This is a genomic window from Flavobacterium sp. PL02, assembly GCF_035013205.1.
GTDB lineage: Bacteria > Bacteroidota > Bacteroidia > Flavobacteriales > Flavobacteriaceae > Flavobacterium.
This window is the reverse complement of the sequence record NZ_JAYGJP010000001.1, coordinates 365633-390262: the sequence shown is the minus strand read 5'-3', so window position 1 is coordinate 390262 and position 24630 is coordinate 365633. Positions and strand designations below refer to the sequence as shown.

The window sequence follows — 24630 nt, the reverse complement described above, 5'->3', positions numbered from 1 at the left end:
ATTTCAATGTCAAAAGTAGAAGATTTTTTAACCAAGGAAGAAGAAGAAGCAATTGTTGAAGCTATTCGTGTGGCCGAAAAAAATACTTCTGGCGAGATTAGAGTTCATATAGAAAAATCAACTTCTAAAGCCCATTTTGATAGGGCTTTGGAAGTTTTTCATGAATTAAAAATGGACGAAACACACCTTCAAAACGGTGTTTTAGTTTATGTTGCCGTAGACGATCATAAGTTTGTTATTTGCGGAGACAAAGGAATAAATGACGTTGTGCATCCTGATTTTTGGGATTCTACCAAAGAAGCAATGGCAGCACAATTCAAACAAAACAATTTTAAACAAGGACTTATTGACGGTATCTTGGTAGCGGGTGAACAATTAAAAAAATATTTTCCATGGTCTGCTGACAATACTAACGAATTATCAAACGAAATATCTAAAGGATAATGATTACACCCAAACTAAATACCTCGATTTTCCTAAAATTAATCGTTTGTCTGTTCTTTACCCAAATAGGTTTTGCTCAATTTACAATTCCTGAAAAACCAAAATTTCAGACTTCTGTTTACGATTATGCAAATGTTTTAAGCCCTACAGAAAAAGCACAGTTAGAAGAAAAACTAATTCGTTACTCAGATTCTACTACTACTCAAATTGTTGTAATTACCATTGAAAGCCTTAAAGGTGAAGATATTGGAATATTAACTCCAAAATGGGGGCAAGAATGGGGAATTGGCGGAACTGCAAAAAATGATAACGGAGTTCTTATTTTATTGGCTAAAGCCGAAAGAAAAATATGGATATCACCTGGTTATGGTCTTGAAGACAAATTAACTGCTGGTATTGGTGGTGAAATTACCCGAAATATTATTATCCCTGAATTTAAAGCAGGAAGTTACTACAAAGGTCTTGACAAAGGCGCCGATGCTCTTTTTGACGTTTTTAAAGGAAAATATAAAGGAAGCCGTAAACAAGACGAAGGACAAAATTTCCCTTTCATCATGTTCATTATTATTGTAGGTGTTATCATATTTCTTATGTCAAGAAATAAAGGTGGTGGCGGAAACTCCGGAAATAGTGGCGGTGGAGGCCCTAGCCTACTCGACGTAATCATTTTAAGCAATCTTGGCCGAAGTGGCGGTGGTGGTTTTGGCGGTTTTGGTGGTGGATCATCTGGCGGAGGCGGGGGTTTTGGTGGAGGCTTTGGCGGAGGAGGATTCTCTGGTGGAGGTTCTGGCGGAAGCTGGTAGTTTTCGTTTTTCAGTCCCAATTACCTATCACAGTTTAAAAACTTATAATATATTTGCAAATCATAATTTATAATAATGTTATCACATAAAGCCAAATATGCTCTTAAAGCATTACTTTATTTAGCGGAGCAAGACGAAAATCACATTTCTAAAACTATAGAAATTGCTGAAGGCGCCAATATTCCTAAAAAGTTTTTAGAACAAATTTTACTTGATCTAAAAAGAGGGCATTTTGTGAGTAGTAAACAAGGAAAATACGGTGGTTATTATCTTATAAAATCCAAAAACGATATTACATTAGCCGAAATTCATCGTCTTTTTGATGGAGCAATTGCGCTTTTGCCGTGTGCTTCATTAAATTTTTACGAACCTTGTTCTGATTGTAAAACGGAGTCAGAATGCCACTTAAGACACGGCTTAATGCTTATTAGAGACAAAACTTTACAAGCGATGCAGGGGATTACAATAGCCTCATTAGTAGAAAAATAAAAAAATATATTCTAAAGTCTAGCAATTATATAGAATTTATATATATTTGCCAAAAATAAACACACACTAATTAAAACCAACCTTATGAAACCACTTAAAAGAATCCTTGTCAAAAAGACAAGTCGGCTGCAGAGTAGCATTTCAAAATTAATTGCAAAAAACAATACCAGTTCTATTTTATGTATGTGTATGTGCTAGTAAAAAAAATTTAATTTAAATTCTACTAATTACATATACTTAATATAAAATGAAACAATCTATAAAAAATACACTTACAATACTATTCTTTTTAACCTTCTCTATATCATTTGCACAAAACATTGAAGGCGTTGTTACAAATAGCGAAAATATTCCCTTAGAAGCCGCTAATGTTATCATAAAAGGAACAACCTCTAATACAACTACAGATCAAAGCGGAAAATTTAGCATTGACTCCAAAGGAAAACTCCCACTAACACTCTTAGTTCAATATATAGGCTACAAAACTGCAGAGATAGAAATTACAGCTTTACCAATAACCACTCCATTACAAGTTACTCTTAACGAAGAAAATGCTCTAATAGAAGTGGTTGTTTCTTCGAGACGAAGAATAGAAAAAGTTCAAGATGTGCCTATCGCCATATCAGTTATAACTGGTAAACAAGCAGAACAAACAGGAGCATTTAATGTAAACCGTATAAAAGAACTTGTTCCATCAGTACAACTATATTCATCAAACCCAAGAAATACAGGAATCAACATTCGTAGTTTAGGTTCTCCTTTTGGTCTTACTAATGACGGAATCGATCCTGGTGTTGGTTTTTATGTAGATGGTGTATATTATGCCCGTCCTGCAGCAACAACATTAGATTTTATCGATGTAGAACAAATTGAAGTGCTACGTGGACCACAAGGATCTTTGTTTGGTAAAAACACAACTTCGGGTGCATTTAATATCACTACTCGTAAACCAAGTTTTACTTCGGGCGCTGACTTTGAAGTGAGCTACGGAAATTTTGCTTTCTTACAAGCCAAAGCTTCGGTTACTGGTGCTTTAGGAAAAAAAGTAGCAGGTCGTTTATCTTTTTCTGGTACACAACGTGATGGTCTAGTTGATAACATCGTTACCGGAAGAGCTACAAATACACTAAACAATCAAGGAATTAGAGGACAACTACTTTATACTCCATCAGAAAATACAAACATTATATTAGCAGCAGATATTACAACGCAACGCCCTGATGGATATGCTCAAGTTGTAGCTGGTGTTGCTCCTACTCAAAGAGCAGGTTATCGCCAGTTTGATGCCATTATTAAAGATTTAAACTATCAATTACCAAGTTTAAATGCATTTGACCGCAAAATAGATCAAGATACTCCATGGCGTTCTGGACAAGATTTAGGAGGTATATCGCTTAATGTTGATACAAAAATTGGAGGCGGTACTCTTACCTCGACCACTGCATGGAGATTCTGGAATTGGGATCCATCAAATGATAGAGATTTTACAGGATTACAAGTATTAGCAAAATCGCAAAACCCTACAAGACAAACACAAATAACACAAGAAGTTCGTTATGCGGGACAACTTTCATCTAAAATAAGTGGTGTTGTTGGTGTGTTTTTTATCGACCAAACATCTAAAACAAACGGTACCGAAGAATCTGGTAATGCACAATGGAGATTTTCACAAAGCACCACTAGCCCATTATGGAAAACTCCAGGTCTTTTTGAAGGATACGGAATAAAAACCGATGCAAGAATCAGATCATCTAGTGCTGCCGTATTTGGACAATTAGACTGGGCAGTAACCGAACGTTTACATATATTACCTGGTTTACGTTATAACTTTGATAAAAAAGAAGCCGATTACACTCGTACTACATACGGAGGTTTACAAACCACTGATCCAGCATTACTTGCTTTGAAAAAATCTGTTTATAGTGATCAAGCTTTTACATCAGATACTGACAACACAGACTTTTCTGGAAATATAACAGTTACTTACAAAGCTTCAGATAAAATTAATGCTTACGCTACTTATGCAAAAAGTTACAAACCAGTTGGGGTAAACGTAGCTGGTCTTCCAACAGATGCCAAAGGACAGCCATTACTTGATCTTGCGGTAATTAAACCAGAGAAAGTAAATCATTACGAAATAGGAATAAAAACATCTCCTTTTAAAAACTCCATATTCAACTTAGCATTCTTTAATACAGATATTAAAGATTTCCAAACAAATGTACAAGCAGCTGAATTGGGCGTTAACCGTGGATATCTTGCCAATGCAGATAAAGTACGTGTAAGAGGTGTAGAACTAGATGCTAGCTTTGTATTCAGTCAACATCTTACTGTAAATGCAGCTGCAACTTATACAGATGGTAAGTATGTAAAATTCACAAACGCACCACTCCCATTAGAAGAAACAGGAGCTCCAGTAGCATTTAAAGATGTTTCGGGAACTGATTTACCAGGTGCATCAAAATGGGCTGGATCTTTAGGAGGCGAGCTTTCTGATAAAGCAAAATTCTTCGGAAATGCTGGTAAAGTTTTCGTAGCGATAGATTCTTATGCTCGTTCTGAATTCTCATCAAGCCCATCAGCTTCAAAATATTTAGTAGTTCAAGGCTATGCTATTTTTAATGCTCGTTTTGGTTTCCGTGCAGCCGAAGGTTTATCTGTTCACTTCTGGGGACGTAACCTTTTAAACAAAGATTACTATGAGCAATTATTGCCTGCAGGAGGAAACACAGGACAATATGCAGGAGTATTAGGCGACCAAAGAACTTACGGAGTTACTTTAAAGTATTCTTTATAGATTTTTATCAAACATAAATCAAACAACTATTAACTGGGATAAGTTTTAAATAACTTGTTCCAGTTTTTTATTTAGAGTTCTATTGAAACGCGAAGATTGTCTCAAAAAAGGAACGCGGATGGCGCAGATTTACTAAAGTAAAGACGCGGATAAAAACGGATTTTTAGAATAATTTTCAAATCCTTTTAATCTGTGGCAAAAAAATTAACCGCAAAGTTCACAAAGATTTACGCAAAGAATGCAAAGTTTTTTAATCGTTTTAATCATCCAAATCTTCGGCAGTAAAAAGAGAATACGTGTAAAAAGAAAATCAGTTTTTATCCGCGTTTTCGCCTAGCGAATCCGTATAATCAGCGTCCTCTTTTTTTACTCATCATCCAAATCACAAAATCGAAACAAAAGTCGATTTAATTATCAATATCAATTGTATATATTCGCAGCCTGAATAACAGCTGAATGAAATCTTGCAGATTACTTTTTTTTCTCGTACTAACAAGTCAATTATTGGCAGGGCAAACCAAAAAAAATATCGACCAGCAAACTCTTACCTGGATAAGATATTACAATATATTGCCGTTAAGCCAAAAGTGGTCCTTACATTCAGAAATTGATAATCGTAGTTTTCTCAATCCTATTCACGAAAACCTATGGGTTTTAAGAGTTCAGGGAAGATACCGAGCAAATAAACTTATTGATCTTGGTGGAGGTTTCGCTTATTTTAATGTCAATACCCAGAGTACCGAAATTGATCCCGATTTTTCGATTCCAGAATACAGAGCACAACAAGATATTACACTTATAAACGACATTGCAAAAATCACTTTCCACAATCGTTTTCAGCTAGAAGAACGTTTTATTCACAAAGCCAATCAAGAAGAATTACTCGATGGTTACTCTTTTTCCTTTCGATTTCGGTACCGTTTACAATCTACATTTACCCTTTGGGAGAAAGAAAAACAAAGCTTAAAAGGAACCATTTCTGATGAAGTCTTATTCAATTTCGGAAAAGAAATCAAGAGAAATACTTTCGACCAAAATAGAATTTACGCTGCATTACGTTATCATTTTAATCCAAATGTTGGCTTAGAACTTGGCTACCTAAAAAACTTTCAAAGAAGAGCCAGCGGAGTTGATTTTTACGACAGAGATATTATCAGACTTACACTTTACCACAGAATTAATCGGAAAATGTGAGAGCGTGAAGACTTGAGAATGTGAGATGAAAAGATGCAAGATGCAAGACGAAAAGATTTGGCTAAAGCCCTTTTCCTCTTAATCATTAATATCTCCAGCTAAAGCTGGAGCCAATTCAAACTTTAAGTTTTTCTAACTTTGTTTCTTTTAAACCTATAAAACCTTAGAACCTTTGTTGCTTTGTCCCTTTGAACCTTTGTTGCTTCCTCCCTTTTACCCTTTTCTCTTAGATCCTTTTTTATCAGATGCAAAATTTCCAATTTTATACGATAGTGAAAACATTACATATCGTTTTAAAACAGTATTTTCTTCATCACGAATAGATGTCGCCGAAATTGTTCTTGTGGCGCTTTGGTTTTGGTTTAAAAGATCATAAACTTTTACTTTTATAAACATTTTCTTGTCCAATATTCCATAAGACAAACTTGTATTCCAAAGAAAGAAATCTTTCTTAAAATCACTTGAAATATTAGAATTGTAAGTGTATCCAAAATCATTACCGAAAACTAAATTTTCAGGCCAATAAGTTGTTGCCTGCAAATTAATTTTATGAATCACGTTAGAGGTCGCATCTCTAGAATAGTTCTCATACGTTGTTTCGTTATAAGAAAAGCTATATGATGGAGCAATAGTAAGCAACTCACCATAATCGTATGATAAATATACTTTTGGCGTAATTGCAATAGATTTAGCATTGTATAAAACAGCATTTGTATATCCTTTATCAAAAGAATAACTACCATTTAATCCTAGGCCATATCTTAAAACATGAGCATCTTTTTTTATAGACTGGTTCCAGTTACCTCCTGCATTAATAGCATAAGTTCCCGAAATATTAGTATAAGTAGTCGTTCTTTTTCCGCTATCATCATAAATTGAGGTCGAAACAACATCGTTTTTATAATAATCTCCCCTTACAAACAAGCTATAACCAGATCGTGTTCGGAAATCAAAATTCCTAAAATTAAAATTAGCACTATTTTTCTCAACAGGATTTAAATCTGGATTTCCTATTATAGTATTCAATGGATTACTCAGATTCAAGACAGGCAATAACTGAGTCGAAGTAGGAAGCGCATTAGAATAATCATACTTAAACGATATATTTTTAGACTTACTAAACTTGTATCTAATCTGGAAATCACCATAAGGCAATGCATATTTTTTATTCAAATCAGTTTCTTTATTTAGGTATAAAGAGTGATTATCATAATCAACAATTGCTGTTCTAGAATTCACGTTTATGGTAAACTTATCTTTCTGCCAAGTAATACCAACTTTAGGACTAATCGAATTTTGCTTAGACGTTATATAATTAGTCAACGCTAAATTTAAATCTGAATATGTCTGCGTAGTAGGATCAAAATTGAATGTTTTTTCATCATTTACCGTATTTGCCAAATCAAAATTTGATCCAAATCTTACTCTCAACGAATCAGTTATAGGCTCAGTATATTCCAGATCTAACGAGTAAGTATCACTAATGGTGTTCTTCTTTGTGTTTTGATTTCTCTGATCGTTAGGCTTACTGTCTTGATAAAAAATAGTTTCCGAAAGATTTAACGCGTCCGAATCATTACTTGTATTATTATTAATAAATACCAAACTTAGGTTACGATGCTTTCTCTCAAAATTTTTATTGAAGTTAATAACATTACTAAAGTTAGTATTGGTACTTTCTGAATAGGATTTCGAATTACTTTCGTTTAAAGATTCCCCGTTACCATCTTCAGAAAAACTAGATGAATCCGAATTGTTATTAGAACGAGACTGGCTAAGTTTTGGCGAAACAAAAATTTGAGTAGTTGGGTTAATCTTATACTCTAACTCAAGATTTACGTTGTTTCCTGTATTCTCATTTCTTGTGTTCGAGTCTGAACTGGTTATAATATTTCCTGTAGGCAAAAAACTAGTTTGATCAGACTTACTTGCGTTTTTGTTAACCGTATTAGAGAAATCATAACTCGCCGTAGCTTCCAAATCTTTAGACCATTCATCAGAGTAATTAAAACCCAGCAAGTTCGATTGTGTGATTCCTTTACCACCACCAGAAGAGTTATTACTTAATCCTTTACTATTTCTTCCTCCTCCCATATTATCAAACACATCATCCATAGAAAATCCCGTAGAATTAATATTATTAGAAGAAGCTAAAACACTAATCTTTTGCTTATTATTAAAAAAGTTCATGATAAGGCTACTCTCATATCTATCGTCTGAGCCATAACCGCCAAGAATCTTTCCAAAGAAACCTTTATTTTTCTTTTCGTCTATAGTTAAGTTTATACTAGAATAATCCGAAGTCGATTCTTGTTTAGATAATTCTTCTTTTTTTGTTTTAAAATCAGAAACCTGAACTTTTTTTATAATATCAGCAGGCAAATTTTTCAAAGCAATCGCCCCATCTTTATCAAAAAAAGCTTTCCCATTTACCAAAAACTGAGTTACTTGTTTTCCGTTTACAGTCACCTTACCATCATTATCTACATCTACACCGGGCAGTTGTTTTAGCAAAGCTTCTACATTCGAGTCTGGACGCACTTTATACGAAGCTGCATTAAACTCTAGTGTATCTTTTTTCATTGTTATTGGTGCCGCTTCACTTTTTATAACCACATTATCTAAGGCATTTACATTCTCGAGTAAATACAACTTCCCATAATCTTTGCTTGCCAGAAGTCCTTTTTCCTCCTCATAATACGGCTGATACCCCATGTAATTTATCTTCATAAAAACAGGTTTATCATATTTCTTGGTGTTTATACTAAAAAAACCATTCTTATCCGTCGTTGCATATTCAATTATAGTCGAATCTTTAACTGTGGTAAAATAAACTGTAGCCAGTTCCAGAGGTAGTTGCGTATTAATATCTATGACAGTTCCCTTTATAACAATGTCATTTTGAGCACTAGCAGTAAAACCTAAAATAAAAAGCAATAAGAAAGCGTATAATCTAATCATGAAAGGATTTTTTAATACTATAAGACCAAAAAAAAGGGCAAAGGTTTAACTATTTATCATCTATTTTCTTGGCTTTACAAACTAACCTTGCTAACAAAGATAATTCACCAAAATAAAACGCTGTAAACATACATTAATTGCATAAAAAAATCCCGATTTCTCGGGATTTCTGTTTATTATTTCTCTCTGATATAAATATCGATTGGCACTCCTGAAAAGTCCCAATTTTCTCTAATCTTATTTTCAAGATATCTTTTATATGGTTCCTTAACATATTGTGGCATGTTAGCAAAAAACACAAACTGAGGCGTAGGTGTTGGCAACTGCATACAATATTTAATTTTTACATATTTTCCTTTAGTCGCTGGTGGCGGGTAAGCTTCAATCACCTTCAACATAAATTCATTAAATTTAGATGTAGGTATTCTTTGTTGTCTATTTTCATAAACCTGAACCGTAGCTTCTAATGCTTTCAATAAACGTTGTTTCGTTAAAGCCGAAACGAACAAAATTGGCACATCTGTAAAAGGCATTAATTCTTTTTTGATCTTCTCTTCGTAATCACGAGTCGACATCGTATCTTTTTCAACCAAATCCCATTTGTTCACAAGGATTACAACACCTTTACGGTTTTTCTCAGCCAACCAGAAAATACTTTGATCCTGACCTTCAAATCCACGAGTAGCATCTATAACCAAGATACAAATATCAGCATGCTCAATTGCCCGAACTGAACGCATTACTGAGTAAAACTCTAAATCTTCCTTCACTTTAGCCTTACGACGGATTCCCGCAGTATCAACCAAGTTAAATTCAAAACCAAAACGGTCAAATTTAGTATCAATTGCATCACGAGTTGTTCCCGCAATATCCGTTACCATAAAACGTTCTTTACCAATAAGTGCATTGATAAAACTAGATTTTCCAGCATTCGGACGTCCTACAACAGCAAAACGTGGTAAAACCACTTCTTCCTGAACAGGTTCTGGTTTTACAGGGAAAGATTCGATTAAAGCATCTAATAAATCTCCTGTTCCACTTCCCGAAATACTAGCAAACGTATAATATTCACCTAAACCAAGATTATAAAACTCAATTGCATCTTTCTCACGCATTGCGTTATCTACCTTATTTACAGCAAGTAAAACTGGTTTTGTAACTTTACGCAACAAACGAGCAACAATGTCATCCATTGGTGTAATACCTTCTTCTACATCTACCACAAAAATAATAACATCAGCCTCATCAATAGCCAATTCTACTTGTTTACGGATTTCTCCTTCAAAAACGTCATCAGATCCGCGAACGTATCCGCCGGTATCAATAACCGAAAATTCTTTTCCGTTCCACTCGCTTTTACCATAGTTTCTATCACGGGTAACCCCAGATACTGAATCTACAATAGCTTCTCTTCTTTGTATCAGCCTATTAAAAAGGGTTGATTTCCCTACATTAGGTCTTCCTACTATCGCAACAATGTTATTCATTTTTTTGAATTTTAGATCCTGGATTCTAGATTTCAGCTTTTTAGTTACCCAAAAACCTAATCACTTGTAATCCAAAATGCTTTATTTTAATTTTTTGCAAAGGTAGTCTTTTTTAGTTTGCAGTTATCAGTTTTAAATATTCAGTAAAAAAACTGCTAAAACTGTGACTCTAAACTAAAAACTGACTACTTTTTTTCAGGAGCTCTTTCCTGCTATCCGCTTCAAACGAAGTTCACTGAACTCCGCTTTTAAATATACATAAAGTGAAGTAATCTTTTGTTCCGCTAAAGGAGCGTCACAAAAGGATTTTCACTACTATCAGGGCTAGACTTTCGATTAAACAATTAACCAATCAGTGGTAAATATTTTTCTTCAATAAAATTCAAATGGTGAATTTGATGACCAATAATATTAAACCCCATTGCCAATACAGACATTCTATATTTCCAATTAATTCCTGTTTTCTGCAAGTCTTCAGCATCAAAACTCTTAAATAATGATACTGTGGCTCGTCTTACGTCAATTAACTCATCAATGATTTCAGTTATCGATTTAGAATTTGCTTTAGATTTTCTTGCTATTTCATCTTCATCAAAACTTATAACAAAATCCTTTTCATCTCTGGCAAATCTCAAAGAACCTGAACATAATAATCTTTCGATATCAGTAATATGCTGGATAATTTCGTTAACTGTCCATTTACCTTCCAGATATGTTTTTCCTTTTAATGCTATAAAAGTCGAAATATCCAACAATTGTAATTGTTCTATACTTTTCTCAAAAGCTTCCTCTAGTTCTATATCTTCAACAAGATTAATATACCTGTCAAAGTATTCTGGCATAGGATTAATATCCGATTTTATCATCAACTTTAGATTATACGTTTAAAACGATTCCCGATTAAACAGTTAAACGATTAACCAAATCAGCATTTATTGGTTATACCCAAAACGTTTTAGCATATTAGCATTACTTCTCCAGTTTTTATTCACTTTTACGTATAGTTCAATGTGAATTTGTTTTCCGAAGAACTTCTCTAAATCCGCACGAGCTTCCATTCCCACTTTTTTCAAAGCAGCACCTTTATGCCCAATGATAATTCCTTTTTGAGTATCGCGTTCTACCATAATCAAAGAACGAATACGGATGATATTCTCATCTTCAAAAAATTCTTCGGTTACAATTTCTACTGCGTATGGGATTTCTTTACTATAATTCAATAAGATTTTCTCACGGATAGTTTCGTTTACAAAGAAACGTTCCGGTTTATCTGTCAATTGATCTTTTGGGTAATACGCTGGCGATTCAGGTAATAATTCGATGATTCTACCAAAAACCTCAGGCACATTAAAGTTTTGCAAAGCCGAAATTGGGAAAATCTCAGCATTAGGAACTTTAGCGGTCCAGAATGCTACTTGCTCTTCTAATTGCTCCTGATTCGAATTATCGATTTTATTCAATAACAATAAAACTGGAATTTTGGCATGTATGATTTTATTAAAGAAAGCTTCGTCTTTTAGCTCCTGCTCCCCTATCTCTACCATATAAACTAGGATATCAGCATCTTCAAAAGCCGATTTTACAAAGTTCATCATCGATTCCTGCATTTCGTATGCTGGTTTGATAATTCCCGGAGTATCAGATAAGATCAACTGAAAATCTTCTCCATTTACGATTCCTAGGATTCTATGACGTGTAGTTTGTGCTTTAGATGTTATTATAGACAATCGTTCTCCAACGAAGGCATTCATTAGTGTTGATTTTCCAACGTTTGGATTTCCGATAATGTTTACGAAACCTGCTTTATGTGACATTTGTGTACTATTTATTCTGCAAAGGTAGTCATATCAAGTCAATACAGAAAATAAAACATTTTTTAAAGTTTTTGTTGAAATATCCAATAATTGGTTATACCTTTGCACCCGAAACAACGCGGGATAGAGCAGTAGGCAGCTCGTCGGGCTCATAACCCGAAGGTCACAGGTTCGAGTCCTGTTCCCGCTACTAAGACAAAAGCTTCAAAGAAATCTGGAGCTTTTTTTATGCAGTAAAGTATCTTGAAGTTTATGAGTAAACTAAATATGTAAACTTATTTTAGAACTAGATAGTTTTATTTCGATTTATATTTTTAGCCACCATTTCATTATTATTAATTTTTCAGATTCTATGTCATTTAGGCTTTGATTTTCAAATTCAGCAAGTTTGTTTTTGAGTAATGTAATTCCATAATTTTCTTTTAACCAAAAAGGCAATTCTTCAACACTTTTATTCCAATTTTTGATAGTATCTTTTAGAATGAGTATTAAATCAATTTCAGTTTTAGGCTTAATACTGTTCAATATTTTTCCTGCGTATTTCTGGTCAACATATTCCGTATTCGGTCTTTTTGTGTTTTTGAATATTTTAATTATTCCGCCTATAATAATTTCATCATTAACTTTATCTAATATGTTAACAAGTTGTCGGATTCTTAAATCTCCAATTTTATCCATTAAGTCTATAGACGAATAAAATTCATTTTGAAAATCATCTGATGTTGTTGGAATCTTCATAGGTTTAAATTTTGCAAGTAACGTTCTGATAATACAGTGGGTTTGGGACCTAAATTAAGCCCATTCTTCGGATTTGCCAAATCATACAAAACACAAAACTAACTTTATATTAAGCCAATTGCCCAAATCCGTTGTAGTAGCTGTTGTGCGATCGCTTTTTTAAAATTTTATACTATCTCTTTTGCATGAATACCTTGAAAGTTCTATGGGAGTATATTTTTCTTGTTTTAATTTAACATTTGAAACATCAATTAGACCTTGATCTGTTTCTTTTACTCCAACAGCAATGTAAGGATTTGTATTAATATAAATAAGTTTTAATACTTTATCGCTTTTTTTACAAATTGGACAAATTACTTTACCTTCTAAATTTAGTTTGTATTTTACTGGTAGTGAAAAAGCTAGATTTAAGGAGTCAGTTTTGATATTTATTATTCTTTTTAAAAATATTGTGTCTTTCCCAATTCCTGTGCAATAAAAATTAATCTTATCATTTGCTTTTGGAATAAATATCAATTTGAATTTACCAAAATTGTCTGTTAGTGTTTCAGCTAAAATAAGGTTATTAGTTTTTACCAAAATTTTCAATCCAGAAACATTGATTTCAGGTTTTCTAGGTTTCAATTGACCATAAATTTTCATTGAATTTTGATCACATGTAAAGCTTAGTAGAATTATAGTAACTAAAATTAGACTTATAACCTTTAGTAGTATTTTCATTTAATATTTTATTCAGTTTCGTTCAGTTAAAGTGTCGCACAACTTGTATATATATCTGATAAAATCCAACTTATCTCCCCAAAAGTGAGTTGCTATGTCTGACAAATGTCAGTGTTTATTTGTTTTCAAAAATAGGATATTTACTTAACAATATTCAAACGAACTTATATTTGTTGAATCCTTTAGTACATATAGGAGTGCAATTTCAATAGTATAAAACTTTATATCAAGCTAATTCTTGTTTAAACTCTCATTAATTCTACTTTCTGAAAATAAAATAAGAAGTAAATAAGTAGATTTTTATTCCACTGATTTAATATTATAAATGACTAAGATCAAATTTAAACATGGAAATCAATATAAAATAATATTTATTTTTTAGTTCCAGAGTATCTATTTTTGCTAAATCTTCGCTGTCTTCCCAACCATATAAATTATAAGGCACCTTAGCTATTAAATCCAGTTCTATAGTAAATTCTTTTAATTTACTATAATCGATAGGTTTACTGTAATCTTCCTCATTATTCGCATCACGCTGATATTGTGGTAATTCATAATTCACTATAAGCTTAGGCTCTTCTAAACTTCCATTTTCCCAAGCTGTTTGTTCTACTTTTAATTTAAATTTGATTCCATTCTTTAGATATTCATTTGGAGTAACTTGCCCTTCGCCAAAAGGAATATGAGGATAAATTTTTATTTTTAGTTTTTGTGAACCACTTTTAAGTATGAATGAATTATCAAAAGTTCCAAAAACATTCATAACATTGTTGTGTTTTGTTAGAATCAAAACATCATTAGCCCAAATGTCATAATTATATAAAGTTTCAACTTGTAACTGATAAATGGGCTCATAATCATACTTTTTTATATGTGCTAATAAAGGATTTTCTTTCATGGTATTCTTTTTTTCTTGTGAGTTACAACTCACAAGAAAAAAAAGAAAGAAAAAACATAACTTATTTATAATTTTCATTTAACGTATAATTTCTAGTTCCTTAGAACCTTTAGGTATGTGCAAAAAGAGATCTATGAAAATTTGACGTTTCATTCCATTTTGATCAATGTCTTCATACCCAAAAGCAGAGTTTCCTTTATCAGGTCCTAATGATTGAACGAGTCTTACGATTTTATTATCACAATCAAATTCTATTTTAGCATCTTTTAAAGAAAACATCTTCTGTTCGTACAATGTTGTATTAGCTTTTGTTGTAGATATTGATTTACTTTTACGACCTTCTTTGGATTGATATTTTTTAATAATCTCTTTTGAAAAATATTCTGATTGATACCATTCAGTATCTGCATTTAAATAAAGCGTATTTAAATAATCATAGTTTTTTACTTTGAAAGCATCAATGGCTCTATAATAAAAATTAGAAACTTTATCCATTAAAACCTCTTTGTCCATTTTGCTGAGATCTTCACTTTCAGACCATCCTTTTAGCTCGTAAGGAATTTTGGCTATAAAACTGAAATCTTTAATTACTTGGTTTTGTTTGCTATAATCAATCGGTTTTTCATAATCAGGTTCTCCATGATTATCGATTTTATATTTAGGGAGTTCATAATTTATAATAAGTTTAGGTTCTTCCAAACTTCCATTTTTCCAAGCGGTCTGTTCCATTTTTAGAAAAAATGAATCATTGTTTGTTAAGTAAGCATTCTGAATATTTTGTGAATTGTAACCAGGATGTATCTTAATTTCTAAATTTTGAGACCCACTTTTTAATAAGGCTGCATTAATATTAAATCTTATTGTACCTGGTAAAAAATGATTGTGTGTATAAACAGGAAATCCATTAATTAAAATTTCAAAATTGTTTAAAGTTTCAATTTCTATTTGATATAAAGGTTCATAATCATATTTTTTTATTTTGCTTGTTATATGTGATATTCTTTCGTCAGTATTCATCGTGTTTTCTTTTTTTTCTTGTGAGTTGCAACTCACAAGAAAAAAAAGAAAAGAAAAGCATAACTTATTTCTAATTTTCATTTAACGTATAATTTCTAATTCTTTTGAGCCTTTGGGAATGTGGAGATATAAATCTAATGAGACTATCTTTTTGTTTCCTTCTTTATCTATTTTTTCGTGCAAAAAGAACGATTTCCCCTTATTCTCGACATCATTTCTTTCAATACTAATTATTTTATTATTACCGTAAAGTGCCATTTTGTATTTATTTAGGGGGATAAAATTATTTGTAAATTTACCTTTATTCATATTCATGGCATTTTGATATTTTTTTATAACATCTGGTTTTAAATACTCCGATTGATACCACTCAATATCGGCATTTAAATATTGCGTTTTGACATAGTCAAAATCTTCTTCTTTATATTTGTAAACCAAAGTCTCACAGAATTTTAATACTTTTTCATGTAAAGCTTCTTGATTCATTTTGCTGAGATCTTCACTTTCTGACCAACCTTTAAGTTCATACGGTATGTTTGCTATAAAGCTAAAATCTTTAACTAATATATTTTGCTGGCTGTAATCAATAGGTTTGCTATGATCAAAACTCCCATTATTATCTACTTCATATTTAGGAAGTTCGTAGTTCAAAACTATTTTAGGTTCTTCTAAATTACCATTTTTATCTCTTGCCGTTTTTTCAATTTCAAAGCTGAATTTTGGATTATTACTAAAAAAAGGGTTTGGTGTATATTTGTCTTTATATGAAGGATAAATTTTTATTTGTAATTGTTGTGTGCCACTTTTAAGAAGGGCATAATTAATAGGAAGCAAAAGAGTGCCAACATCATTATTGAATTTTCTTGCAACAGGCAAATCATTAATTGTTACTTCGTAATTAAGTGTTGTTTCTATTTTTATTCTGTATATTGGTTGGTAATCAAAGTATTTTATTTTACCTGCTATAAAAGATATTCTTTGTTCTGTATTCATTGTGTTTTCTATTTTTTGTTGTGAATTACAATTCACAACAAAAAATAAAAAACAAAGAGATATCCATCTTAGATTTATCATTTTGCTTCTCCCTTTAAGAAGTTTTTATCGATCATACTATATCGAATTATTTCAAAATCTTTTGCGCCTTTAGGTCTATGTAAAAAAATGTCAAAAACTAGTACGTAATTAAAAGCTCCTTTTTTATAACGATATCTTAAAATTCCTTCATTTTTATCCCATGATTTAACTCCTCTAATACTTACAATTTTGCCATTACCATAAAATTCAAGCTTACCGCTATCTATAGGTTCAAAAGTTTTTCCTTTCGCAACGAAATCAATCCATTTATTACTTTTTGATTTTGCACTTTCAATTGTGAAGTAATTACTTTGAAAATAATTAAATTCAGCTTTTGTGATACTATTGAGGTAAAAATCACTATTTCCGTCTTCAATACTGCTTCTAAATTCATTATAAAAAGCTAATACTTTCTTTTTTAGATCCAGGGTATCTGTTTTTGTTAAATCTTCGCTATCTTCCCAACTATATAAACTATAAGGCACCTTAGCTATAAAATCTAATTCTGTCGTAAATTCTTTTAATTTACTATAATCGATAGGCTTACTGTAATCTTCCTCATTATTCACATCACGTTGATATTGTGGTAGTTCATAATTCATAATAAGTTTAGGCTCTTCCAAACTTCCATTTTCCCAGGCTGTTTGTTCTACTTTTAATTTAAATTTGATTCCATTCTTTAGATATTCATTTGGAGTAACTTGCCCTTCGCCAAAAGGAATATGAGGATAAATTTTTACTTTTAGTTTTTGTGAACCACTTTTAAGTATGAATGAATTATCAAAAGTTCCAAAAACATTCATAACATTGTTGTGTTTTGTTAGAATCAAAACATCATTAGCCCAAATATCATAATTATATAAAGTTTCAACTTGTAACTGATAAATGGGTTCGTAAGGATATTTTTTTAAATTATTTAATAAAGGGTTTTCCTTCATAGTATTTTTTTCTTGTGAGTTACAACTTAGTAAGTTGATGCTTAGCAAGATTGTTATAAAAAAAATCTTCATTTCTTTGTTTTTTTTTAAATAAAATTGCAGGAGGTACCTATTGTGTTTTATACCATTTTTAAAGTACAGCAATTATCTACATGGAAATTATCTACTTTATTTAGTTAAATAATTAGGTTGAGAACCTCTGTTACGATTACATTACTTTTGGTCATGAAATAAATATTTTAAATTTTCTCAAAAATTCAAGTTTACATAGAAGCTCCTTTCATCTGATTCATATACCATATTACTTCAAAGTCATCACTTCCTTTAGGTTTATATAAAATCACATCATCAATTTGAACTTTTTCTGCATTATTTTTGGTATAATATCTTCTAAGAATTCCCTCGCCAATATTATAGCCATCTATTCTTTTTAAACTAATTAAATTATTGTTATTACCTAAGATTTGAACTTTATAATTTTCAAATGAGGATAAACTTATTTCTTCATTATTTATAAATTCAATTTTTTTAATATAGTTATCTAAAGCATCTTTTTTAGTATAGTAATTAGCTTGATATATATTAAATAGTCCTTTTTGAAGACTGTTGGAATATTTTTCTCCTTCTTTGTTCTCAAAAGAATATTTTAATTTTTCATAAAAATGAATTGCTTTTTCTTTTAATTTTAAGCTATCTTTTAGATCAAATTTTTCTCCTTCATTCCAATCGATTAGTTCATAAGGTACATCTGCTTTAAAATCATAATTATAAGAATAACTTTTAAAATTAGATAAATCTATTTTTGATAATTGATAGTTTGAAATGCTTTTTGGTTTTTCTAAATTTCCATTACGATCCCATGCAGTTTGTTCAATAGTCAACTCAAATGAATTATTTCCAATATAATCTTCGAAAGTACCATCCTCTTTTATTGGAGGGAATAATTTTATATCTATTTTTTGAATACCACTTTTTTGAATACAATTGTTAATATTGTTTCCAGAAAAAAATAAATCTGCTTCATATTTATTTAGAATTGGAATGCCATTTATTGCTATTGTATATGATAAATTACTTTTTACTTTAATTTGATATATTGGTTCAAAATCATATTTTTTTAAATTATCAATTAAATTTTTCATGTTTATATTTATATTTTGATCATTTTGTGCACAGCTTTGAAGAAATACACATAATAAAATTAGTTGAATTGTTTTTTTCATTTTATGTTTTTTTTTATATTATGTAGAAATTATAGGGAGTTTCCAGCCAGTTTCCCACTCATAAGGGTCAAGTACAACAAGTTTTCCTTGTGCATCATAATGCATTCCATCTCTTTCTTTTAAATCATTAATTTTATCACCTGCTTCATAATTTGTTAAACCAGCTGAAGCACTCACTTTAAGAAGTAATCCTTCGAATTTAATTTCTGGTTCTATATAAATACTACTTTTATCAGCTTTGGTGACACATTCAATTGATATTCCAGTAGTACATTCGGCAGAAACTTGACCATAAAATGCTTTTTTCTTGAATTTAAGAAATTGGTATGTTCCATTAATTTGAATTTCTCCGATTAAAGTAAGCATAACTTTACCACCTACCTTACAAGGAGTGTCATCGTCGTCTTTCATCAAGCGTTCTGTATACTTACTGCCTTCTGCTGTATTTATTGTTCCTTTTAGAGAACCACTGATTTCAGAGGTAATAATAAGATTTAGATCGATATCAAAATTATCTCCCATTGCTTCATCTAAAATGTCCAAAGTAGCAACAACAGCTAATACAGCAGGATGTTTAAGTTTATATAATAATTGGTATACATCATATTTAATTTCAAACCCAAAAAGAGGATCAAGATCTATAGCGCCTTCTATCATTGTGCCCATTACAGGGGTGTACAAATCTTTTGGAGGGTCAGCATACCAGCTTACGGATACTCCTACACTTGGAGGGATAAACTCAAAACTCCAATTAGATTTTTTTGATTTAAGCTTTTTATCTACTTTCTTTTTTCTTTCTTTTGATTTTTCGTTAAATTCTTCTTCATTAGGCGAATTCTGAGTAGTTTTGTCGTTTGCACCATTAAAGATGCTTTCAATCAAATCTTTAATATCTCCTATTTTTTTTAAGAAATCGGTTATTTCGGGCATGCCTGATGATAGCTCTAAAGCCTGGTGAGGACGATCAAACTCACATATGAGCGAAAACTCACAATCAATTAGCCCTACGTTTGTAGTGTTGCTAATCATGTGCGAAGCCTGGCTTTTATAGGACTGTTTTCTTTTTGCTTTAGCTTTAGCTTTTTTTGCTTTAAGTTTTGCTTCTTTTAGTTTTTTGCGTTTCTTTTTTTCATCAGAATCAAGGTTCTCAGATTTTGCCTTTAATTTTTTTAGATCATCTTTTGCTTCCAGTTCCTTAAGTTTCCATTTGTCGTGATAGATATCTCGCAACTTATTAAATTCTTCACCATCATAGTTAAACGCTAATTGCAATGTCCACTTAGTATCAGGATAAACCATAATATCTAAAGGTATATCAGGACAGCATGTATGTAAGTTAACAGTGTATTTTTGTGCTAAACTTTCAGTATTCGGCCATAAAGTTTGCAGTAATCCACGTAATGCGCTGACTTTTTTTCCATTTGTAAAGTCATAACCTACCTGTAATTCTAATTTTTCATCTGTTGGGGGCTGCAAAACAAAAGGCTTATGCTCTTCTAAAACTTTAAAAGAGGCTTGCGATTTTAGAGATGAAATACCATTTATAAATTTAAAACTGTTTGTAATAATACTTTCATCAGAACCATGATTTTTAGCTTCTACATTAGGGTTTTCTTTTGAAACACTGTTGCTTTTATACTCTGCTAATCTCCATTTTTCGCTTCTTTTGTCTTTACCGTTTTCAATTAATTTTTTAATTTCAGAAATATCAATTACACGACCAGCATGCTTTTTATCGGGATTGTCTATATAAATACATTCACTGGTTTGTAAACCCTCTAATTCTACTGTAAAATCTTTTCTGGCTTCTTTTATACCAGCTGTCAGAGGGAAAACTAATTTGGTTAAGTTTAGATTATTTTGAATATTATAGATTTCGATTTCAACCGTCTCTTCTCCTCTTGCATATTTACCAACAGCTCTGTTAAAGCGACATGGCAAAAAATTAGCAATTGAAGTTTCTATTGTACCCGCAACTAAAACTTTATTTCCTTCGGGCTCTAAAGCAGTTTTTTCATATGTCCTGCCTAACACTCTTACAAGAGGCTGGTTTTCAGATTTTTCTATCTTTAAATATTGATTATTAACTGCCGTGAATATACAAGCTTTCATCTCAACAGAATTATCGCTACCTTGAGAGTTATTTTTTTCCTTATTAACAAAAAAAGCCCAAACGGGATCTACATAAATATTTACAATGCACTTTTGCACTGATTTTTTTATCGTTTCATTCTTGCTTTCATCAATTATCTTTAGGGTGTATAATTCACAGTTAATAACTCGATCTTGTAAATCATTATGCACTTTTACTTCTCTCGTTAATGTTTTGTGAGAGATGGGTACATTTTCTTTATTAATCTCCTCTTTAGGTCTGGGTACTTTTTGATATACGCCGTTATCTTTTTCAAATAAAGGTAAATCCTCATCTTCAAATTGTACATCATAAAGATCAATTAATATTTCATCTCCATATAACCCTTCCGTATAGATATGAAGTTGTATTGTTTCTCCATATTTGATATCTCCCTTTATGATGGCTCCATCATTGTTCGATGAATACTTTCTCCATTCATAACCAATCACTTTTGGAGTTGCTTTTCCTGACACAAAAAGCCCCTTTTTAGGATTACCTGTTGGAGAGCTAACTCCATATATGTAGGGCTCTAACCAAGCAATTGCATTACCACTGTAAATTGTTGGAAGGCTGAAATTTCCACCAGAGTATCCTTTACCAATAAATTTATTATAGTCGTTATCTTTAAATGCTAACTTGTTCTCTAGTAAACTCCATATCCAAACAGTATCATTTTTTTCAGTCTCTGATAATTCATTCCAATTTTCTATTACAGCATGAACAATAGGATTATTATTTCCGAGTTCATTTTTACTATTTGGCTTAGAATTGGAATTTCCAATTTTAATAAATGAATTATTAGGATTGTAAATATCATTAATTCCAGGATTAACTTTTAATTTAAGTTTTGACATAATACTAATCTTTAATTGGCAGTTGTATATTTTTTGTTTCTAAATTACTCAGGTCTATTCCTGGGAATATTTGTGCATTTATTTCATTATCACTGTTTTTTACATTTTGTTTAGAAACTTCAGCAACTTGTCCATGATTTTTTATTGTGATGCAGTCAGCCCCTCCTATCGGACAAGTAGCTTTGCTATCTTCAAGTAATATTTTGCCTTTATTAGATAAAATTACTTTTTCATAAAAACCACTCCATTTTGTAATTACCGCCTGACAAGGCAGATAATCTCCGCTTCCGTTGGGCTGCATTTTACATTTACCAAAAGTATTTTTTTCTAATGTCTGCCCAATTTCTTTGTCAGTGCCAATAAGTTTATCCTTTCCGTCTTTATCATTTGCATAATGCTTCGAATGTGTTTTAACTTTTAACTTATCAATTTTGGGTTCAACACTAAATTTACATTCACAGGTTGCTCCTTGAACAACAAAATGTTTTTCAGCCATAATAATCTGGGATTAAATTATCTTATTTTTTAAACATCTTTAAGAATCTCTCTAATGAGCTTTTTCTTTGGAGAGTTGGGATTTCTTCTACAAATAGACTTATTTTTTCATGAGGCTCTTTTGAACTGGGAGTATATTTAAAATCTTTCAATCTTTTACTTATATCTATAATATCTTCGTCTCCTGCAGTTTGAAAGCTTTTAAATTGTTCCTGTGCCCTACGTGCTCCAAGATCAGACTCAGGCCTAAAAAATTTATCATCTACCAAATGGTATAATGATATTTTTTGTGTTTTGTTTTTAGTGTCATTTATTTTAGTTTCATAAGTAGAAATAATCGAAAATATTGATCTGTCCTCTGCATAAAGTTTATATTTTACTTCCATTTCTGATTCTAAAGTTTTATAGGCTATACCCTGTAATTTTGCCTTTGGGTAATCAATTCCCTGTAAAACTTCTTCAATTGAACGCTCATCACTACTTTTGCCTTTAGCATTAATAATAATTTTATCAGTAGCAGTGTAATATTCCTCGATAGTATGATTTACATTATAACCAATAGACTGATTACCAAAAACAGGCGATTTCCATTTATATATTTGTGATGTTTCCAGAGGATAGTCAATATAGAGAGGAGAAAAATATAGATGAAAAAACCAATCTTGATTTAACGACTTTTCAAGTTCTTGTTTGTTTAAAATTAGTTTATGGACTTTATTTAATATTTTATAAGCAACGTCACTATAATAATAAGAACCAAGATGTTCTTTTAATGAGCGCCATCTTTGTAGAATTTCATCATGATTGTCGATCTCAGATAGTGTACCATCCTCAGCAGGTATAATTCTTATCGGAAAAATTGCTTTAGCACATTTTTCCAGCATTTGCTCTACTAATAGATCTGGTTCCTTATTGTCAACATAGACTTGTTTTCGGTTTATTTCAAAAATAAAATCATTATAACTATGGCGGGTTTTACAGTTTATGTCGACTTCGTAATGCACTTCTTTAATAAGTTTTTCATTTTCAAAATCTTGATACCTGTATCCGAATTTTCTTATTTCATTAAAATTACTATGTTTTAACTTACGGTCTTTATAAAAATTTATTTTTTCTAAACTGGGCATATATTAAGAAAAGGTTTGTTATTTTTTTGATGTAAATGTAAGTTTTAGTTTTAAAAAAAAAGTATTTTAAATTAATTTTTTAACAGCAAATTTCGCATTTAAAAAACAGAAGCTTGATGTATTGATCTGTCTTCCCAATAAATAATTTTACATATTTAAAGAAACAATAGGAACACAATATATTTGGTAGGCTTCTTTTTATTCTTCAAAAAGGTTATAGCAGAATTTAAAAATTAAATTTATGATGCACATTCAATAAGATTATAATAATCTGGTTAGATATTTGAATGCTTCCCGCTACTAAGACAAAAAGCTTCAGATTTCCCTGAAGCTTTTTTTATTTATTTAGATTTACAACATTAATAGTTGCATAACTTTTCACAAACGGGCCTACAAAAATTCTGTGTATAAAAAAATCGTAAACTTATCATCCTGAGGAACGAAGACACGAACTGGCGAAACAATCTCCGCAAGAAACTAACATAAAGTATTTTTTAGATCATCTAATCTATTGCCTGATTCTTAAAAAATTATATTCCTTTTTCTTCTTTATTTAGATTTCGAGTGCGAAGTCAGGGGACATTCACCATAACTTTTCATAAGAACACTTCGAAGATCACTTTTTTTTATTCTTCCAAGTATTCACAGTATTTTAAAAACAGATAATTATTACTTTTAATTATTTCAAAGAATTTACCGAATGCAGTTTCGTTAACGTTGTATAATTTTGATAAATCTGAAATTAATTCTTTTGTTTTATTTTCTTCCAATTTCTCATTTCTAAAGAAACCTAAAAGTGAAGCACCTATTCCAAAAAGTTCAAAATTGTATTTTTCAAATAAGTGTTTTGCTAAAGCATAATTTTCAAAAGGATTTAGGTCGCTTTCAAAATAACCATTCGGGAAACCGCAAATTCCTTCATATGATTTTTCTACAGGAACAATTTTAAGAATTACCTGTTCGTCTAAGTAATCAAGTGGCGTTCGATTAACTTTCTCTAAAATTAAAATTTCGGCTTCGTCAATTGTTAATTTTCTTTCACAAACAGATGCGAAGTCAATGCCTTTTGCTTGTTTTAATAAGTTTTCCTTTCTAATGAAAAACTCAGATGGTGTTGAAAGATAGCCCAAATGTTCGCCATCTTCAAAACACGATTTATCAAGCCCTGATAAGTCATATCCTTCTGTTTCGTCAAGATCATTTGAATTTATCGAATGTCCACTTGTATATTCAGCTTGCCCTAAATCATCAAGTGTCAAAATTATTGTCTTATCAGAATTATTTTGTTTATAAGTCTGATAAATTTCAATTAGCTCATCGAAAGATTTTAGATTTTCGATTACAAAACTGTCAAATAAATTTTCCTCACTTGACTGATTCGATGTTAATGGTTGTATTTGCATAGTGTTTGTTTAAAATAGCA

At 31.2% G+C, this 24630-nt stretch carries 20 protein-coding genes and 1 tRNA gene; 6 read left to right on the top strand and 15 right to left on the bottom strand.

The annotated features are described in order from the left end of the window. Positions 1–6: 6 nt before the first annotated feature. The 5 genes from SHI72_RS01615 to SHI72_RS01595 all read left to right on the top strand — a co-directional run bounded on the left by SHI72_RS01615 (position 7) and on the right by SHI72_RS01595 (position 5727). Positions 7–444, top strand: coding sequence for a TPM domain-containing protein (locus SHI72_RS01615; RefSeq protein WP_039111445.1), 438 nt, complete (start codon positions 7–9; stop codon positions 442–444). Further along, on the top strand, positions 444–1247 hold the full coding sequence (locus SHI72_RS01610) for a TPM domain-containing protein (RefSeq protein ID WP_039111446.1): 804 nt from the start codon (positions 444–446) through the stop codon (positions 1245–1247). The genes SHI72_RS01615 and SHI72_RS01610 overlap by 1 nt, the downstream gene beginning before the upstream one ends. A gap of 75 nt (positions 1248–1322) precedes the next feature. Then, positions 1323–1736 carry an RrF2 family transcriptional regulator gene (locus tag SHI72_RS01605; protein WP_035619335.1) on the top strand — a complete coding sequence of 138 codons (414 nt, stop codon included), beginning with the start codon at positions 1323–1325 and terminating at the stop codon, positions 1734–1736. 247 nt (positions 1737–1983) lie between these two features. Next, positions 1984–4533, top strand: a complete 2550-nt coding sequence (locus SHI72_RS01600) for a TonB-dependent receptor (protein WP_323488848.1) — start codon at positions 1984–1986, stop codon at positions 4531–4533. A 456-nt stretch (positions 4534–4989) separates the two neighbouring features. Further along, positions 4990–5727: a DUF2490 domain-containing protein gene (locus SHI72_RS01595; RefSeq protein ID WP_323488847.1), complete on the top strand. Its 738-nt coding sequence runs from the start codon at positions 4990–4992 to the stop codon at positions 5725–5727. Positions 5728–5940: 213 nt separating this feature from the next. On the opposite strand, the gene SHI72_RS01590 is transcribed toward SHI72_RS01595, so the two are convergent. The 4 genes from SHI72_RS01590 to era form a co-directional block, all read right to left on the bottom strand. Next, positions 5941–8688, bottom strand: a complete 2748-nt coding sequence (locus tag SHI72_RS01590; protein ID WP_323488846.1) for an outer membrane beta-barrel protein — start codon at positions 8686–8688, stop codon at positions 5941–5943. A gap of 176 nt (positions 8689–8864) precedes the next feature. After that, entirely contained in the window at positions 8865–10175 is a 1311-nt protein-coding gene (gene der, locus SHI72_RS01585; RefSeq protein ID WP_039111450.1) for a ribosome biogenesis GTPase Der, read from the bottom strand. 344 nt (positions 10176–10519) lie between these two features. After that, positions 10520–11041, bottom strand: coding sequence for a DinB family protein (locus SHI72_RS01580; RefSeq protein WP_323488845.1), 522 nt, complete (start codon positions 11039–11041; stop codon positions 10520–10522). Positions 11042–11107: 66 nt separating this feature from the next. Further along, positions 11108–11989, bottom strand: coding sequence for a GTPase Era (gene era / locus SHI72_RS01575; protein ID WP_039111452.1), 882 nt, complete (start codon positions 11987–11989; stop codon positions 11108–11110). A gap of 117 nt (positions 11990–12106) precedes the next feature. Between era and SHI72_RS01570 the strand changes: the two genes are divergently transcribed. Further along, a tRNA-Met gene (locus SHI72_RS01570) sits at positions 12107–12179 on the top strand. A gap of 116 nt (positions 12180–12295) precedes the next feature. Here the strand turns inward: SHI72_RS01570 and SHI72_RS01565 are convergent. The 11 genes from SHI72_RS01565 to SHI72_RS01515 form a co-directional block, all read right to left on the bottom strand. Continuing rightward, complete coding sequence (locus SHI72_RS01565; RefSeq protein ID WP_323488844.1) at positions 12296–12727, bottom strand: hypothetical protein; 432 nt, start codon at positions 12725–12727, stop codon at positions 12296–12298. 159 nt (positions 12728–12886) lie between these two features. After that, positions 12887–13447: a hypothetical protein gene (locus SHI72_RS01560; RefSeq protein WP_323488843.1), complete on the bottom strand. Its 561-nt coding sequence runs from the start codon at positions 13445–13447 to the stop codon at positions 12887–12889. 319 nt (positions 13448–13766) lie between these two features. After that, positions 13767–14345 carry a hypothetical protein gene (locus tag SHI72_RS01555; RefSeq protein WP_323488842.1) on the bottom strand — a complete coding sequence of 193 codons (579 nt, stop codon included), beginning with the start codon at positions 14343–14345 and terminating at the stop codon, positions 13767–13769. Between the two features lie 78 nt (positions 14346–14423). After that, on the bottom strand, positions 14424–15362 hold the full coding sequence (locus SHI72_RS01550; protein WP_323488841.1) for a hypothetical protein: 939 nt from the start codon (positions 15360–15362) through the stop codon (positions 14424–14426). Positions 15363–15443: 81 nt separating this feature from the next. Beyond that, a complete protein-coding gene (locus SHI72_RS01545) occupies positions 15444–16355 on the bottom strand; it encodes a hypothetical protein (protein ID WP_323488840.1) in 912 nt (303 codons plus the stop codon). 77 nt (positions 16356–16432) lie between these two features. Next, positions 16433–17446 (bottom strand): hypothetical protein, encoded by a 1014-nt coding sequence (locus tag SHI72_RS01540; RefSeq protein ID WP_323488839.1) that lies wholly within the window; start codon positions 17444–17446, stop codon positions 16433–16435. Positions 17447–17637: 191 nt separating this feature from the next. Further along, positions 17638–18597 carry a hypothetical protein gene (locus tag SHI72_RS01535; RefSeq protein WP_039120532.1) on the bottom strand — a complete coding sequence of 320 codons (960 nt, stop codon included), beginning with the start codon at positions 18595–18597 and terminating at the stop codon, positions 17638–17640. An 18-nt stretch (positions 18598–18615) separates the two neighbouring features. Continuing rightward, positions 18616–21585: a hypothetical protein gene (locus SHI72_RS01530; RefSeq protein WP_323488838.1), complete on the bottom strand. Its 2970-nt coding sequence runs from the start codon at positions 21583–21585 to the stop codon at positions 18616–18618. Positions 21586–21589: 4 nt separating this feature from the next. Then, positions 21590–22081 (bottom strand): DUF4280 domain-containing protein, encoded by a 492-nt coding sequence (locus SHI72_RS01525; protein ID WP_323488837.1) that lies wholly within the window; start codon positions 22079–22081, stop codon positions 21590–21592. Positions 22082–22103: 22 nt separating this feature from the next. Continuing rightward, positions 22104–23207, bottom strand: a complete 1104-nt coding sequence (locus tag SHI72_RS01520; RefSeq protein WP_323488836.1) for a hypothetical protein — start codon at positions 23205–23207, stop codon at positions 22104–22106. Between the two features lie 626 nt (positions 23208–23833). Further along, the gene (locus tag SHI72_RS01515) at positions 23834–24610 is read right to left on the bottom strand and encodes a hypothetical protein (RefSeq protein ID WP_323488835.1); all 777 of its coding nucleotides are present in this window, start codon (positions 24608–24610) and stop codon (positions 23834–23836) included. Positions 24611–24630 lie beyond the last annotated feature (20 nt).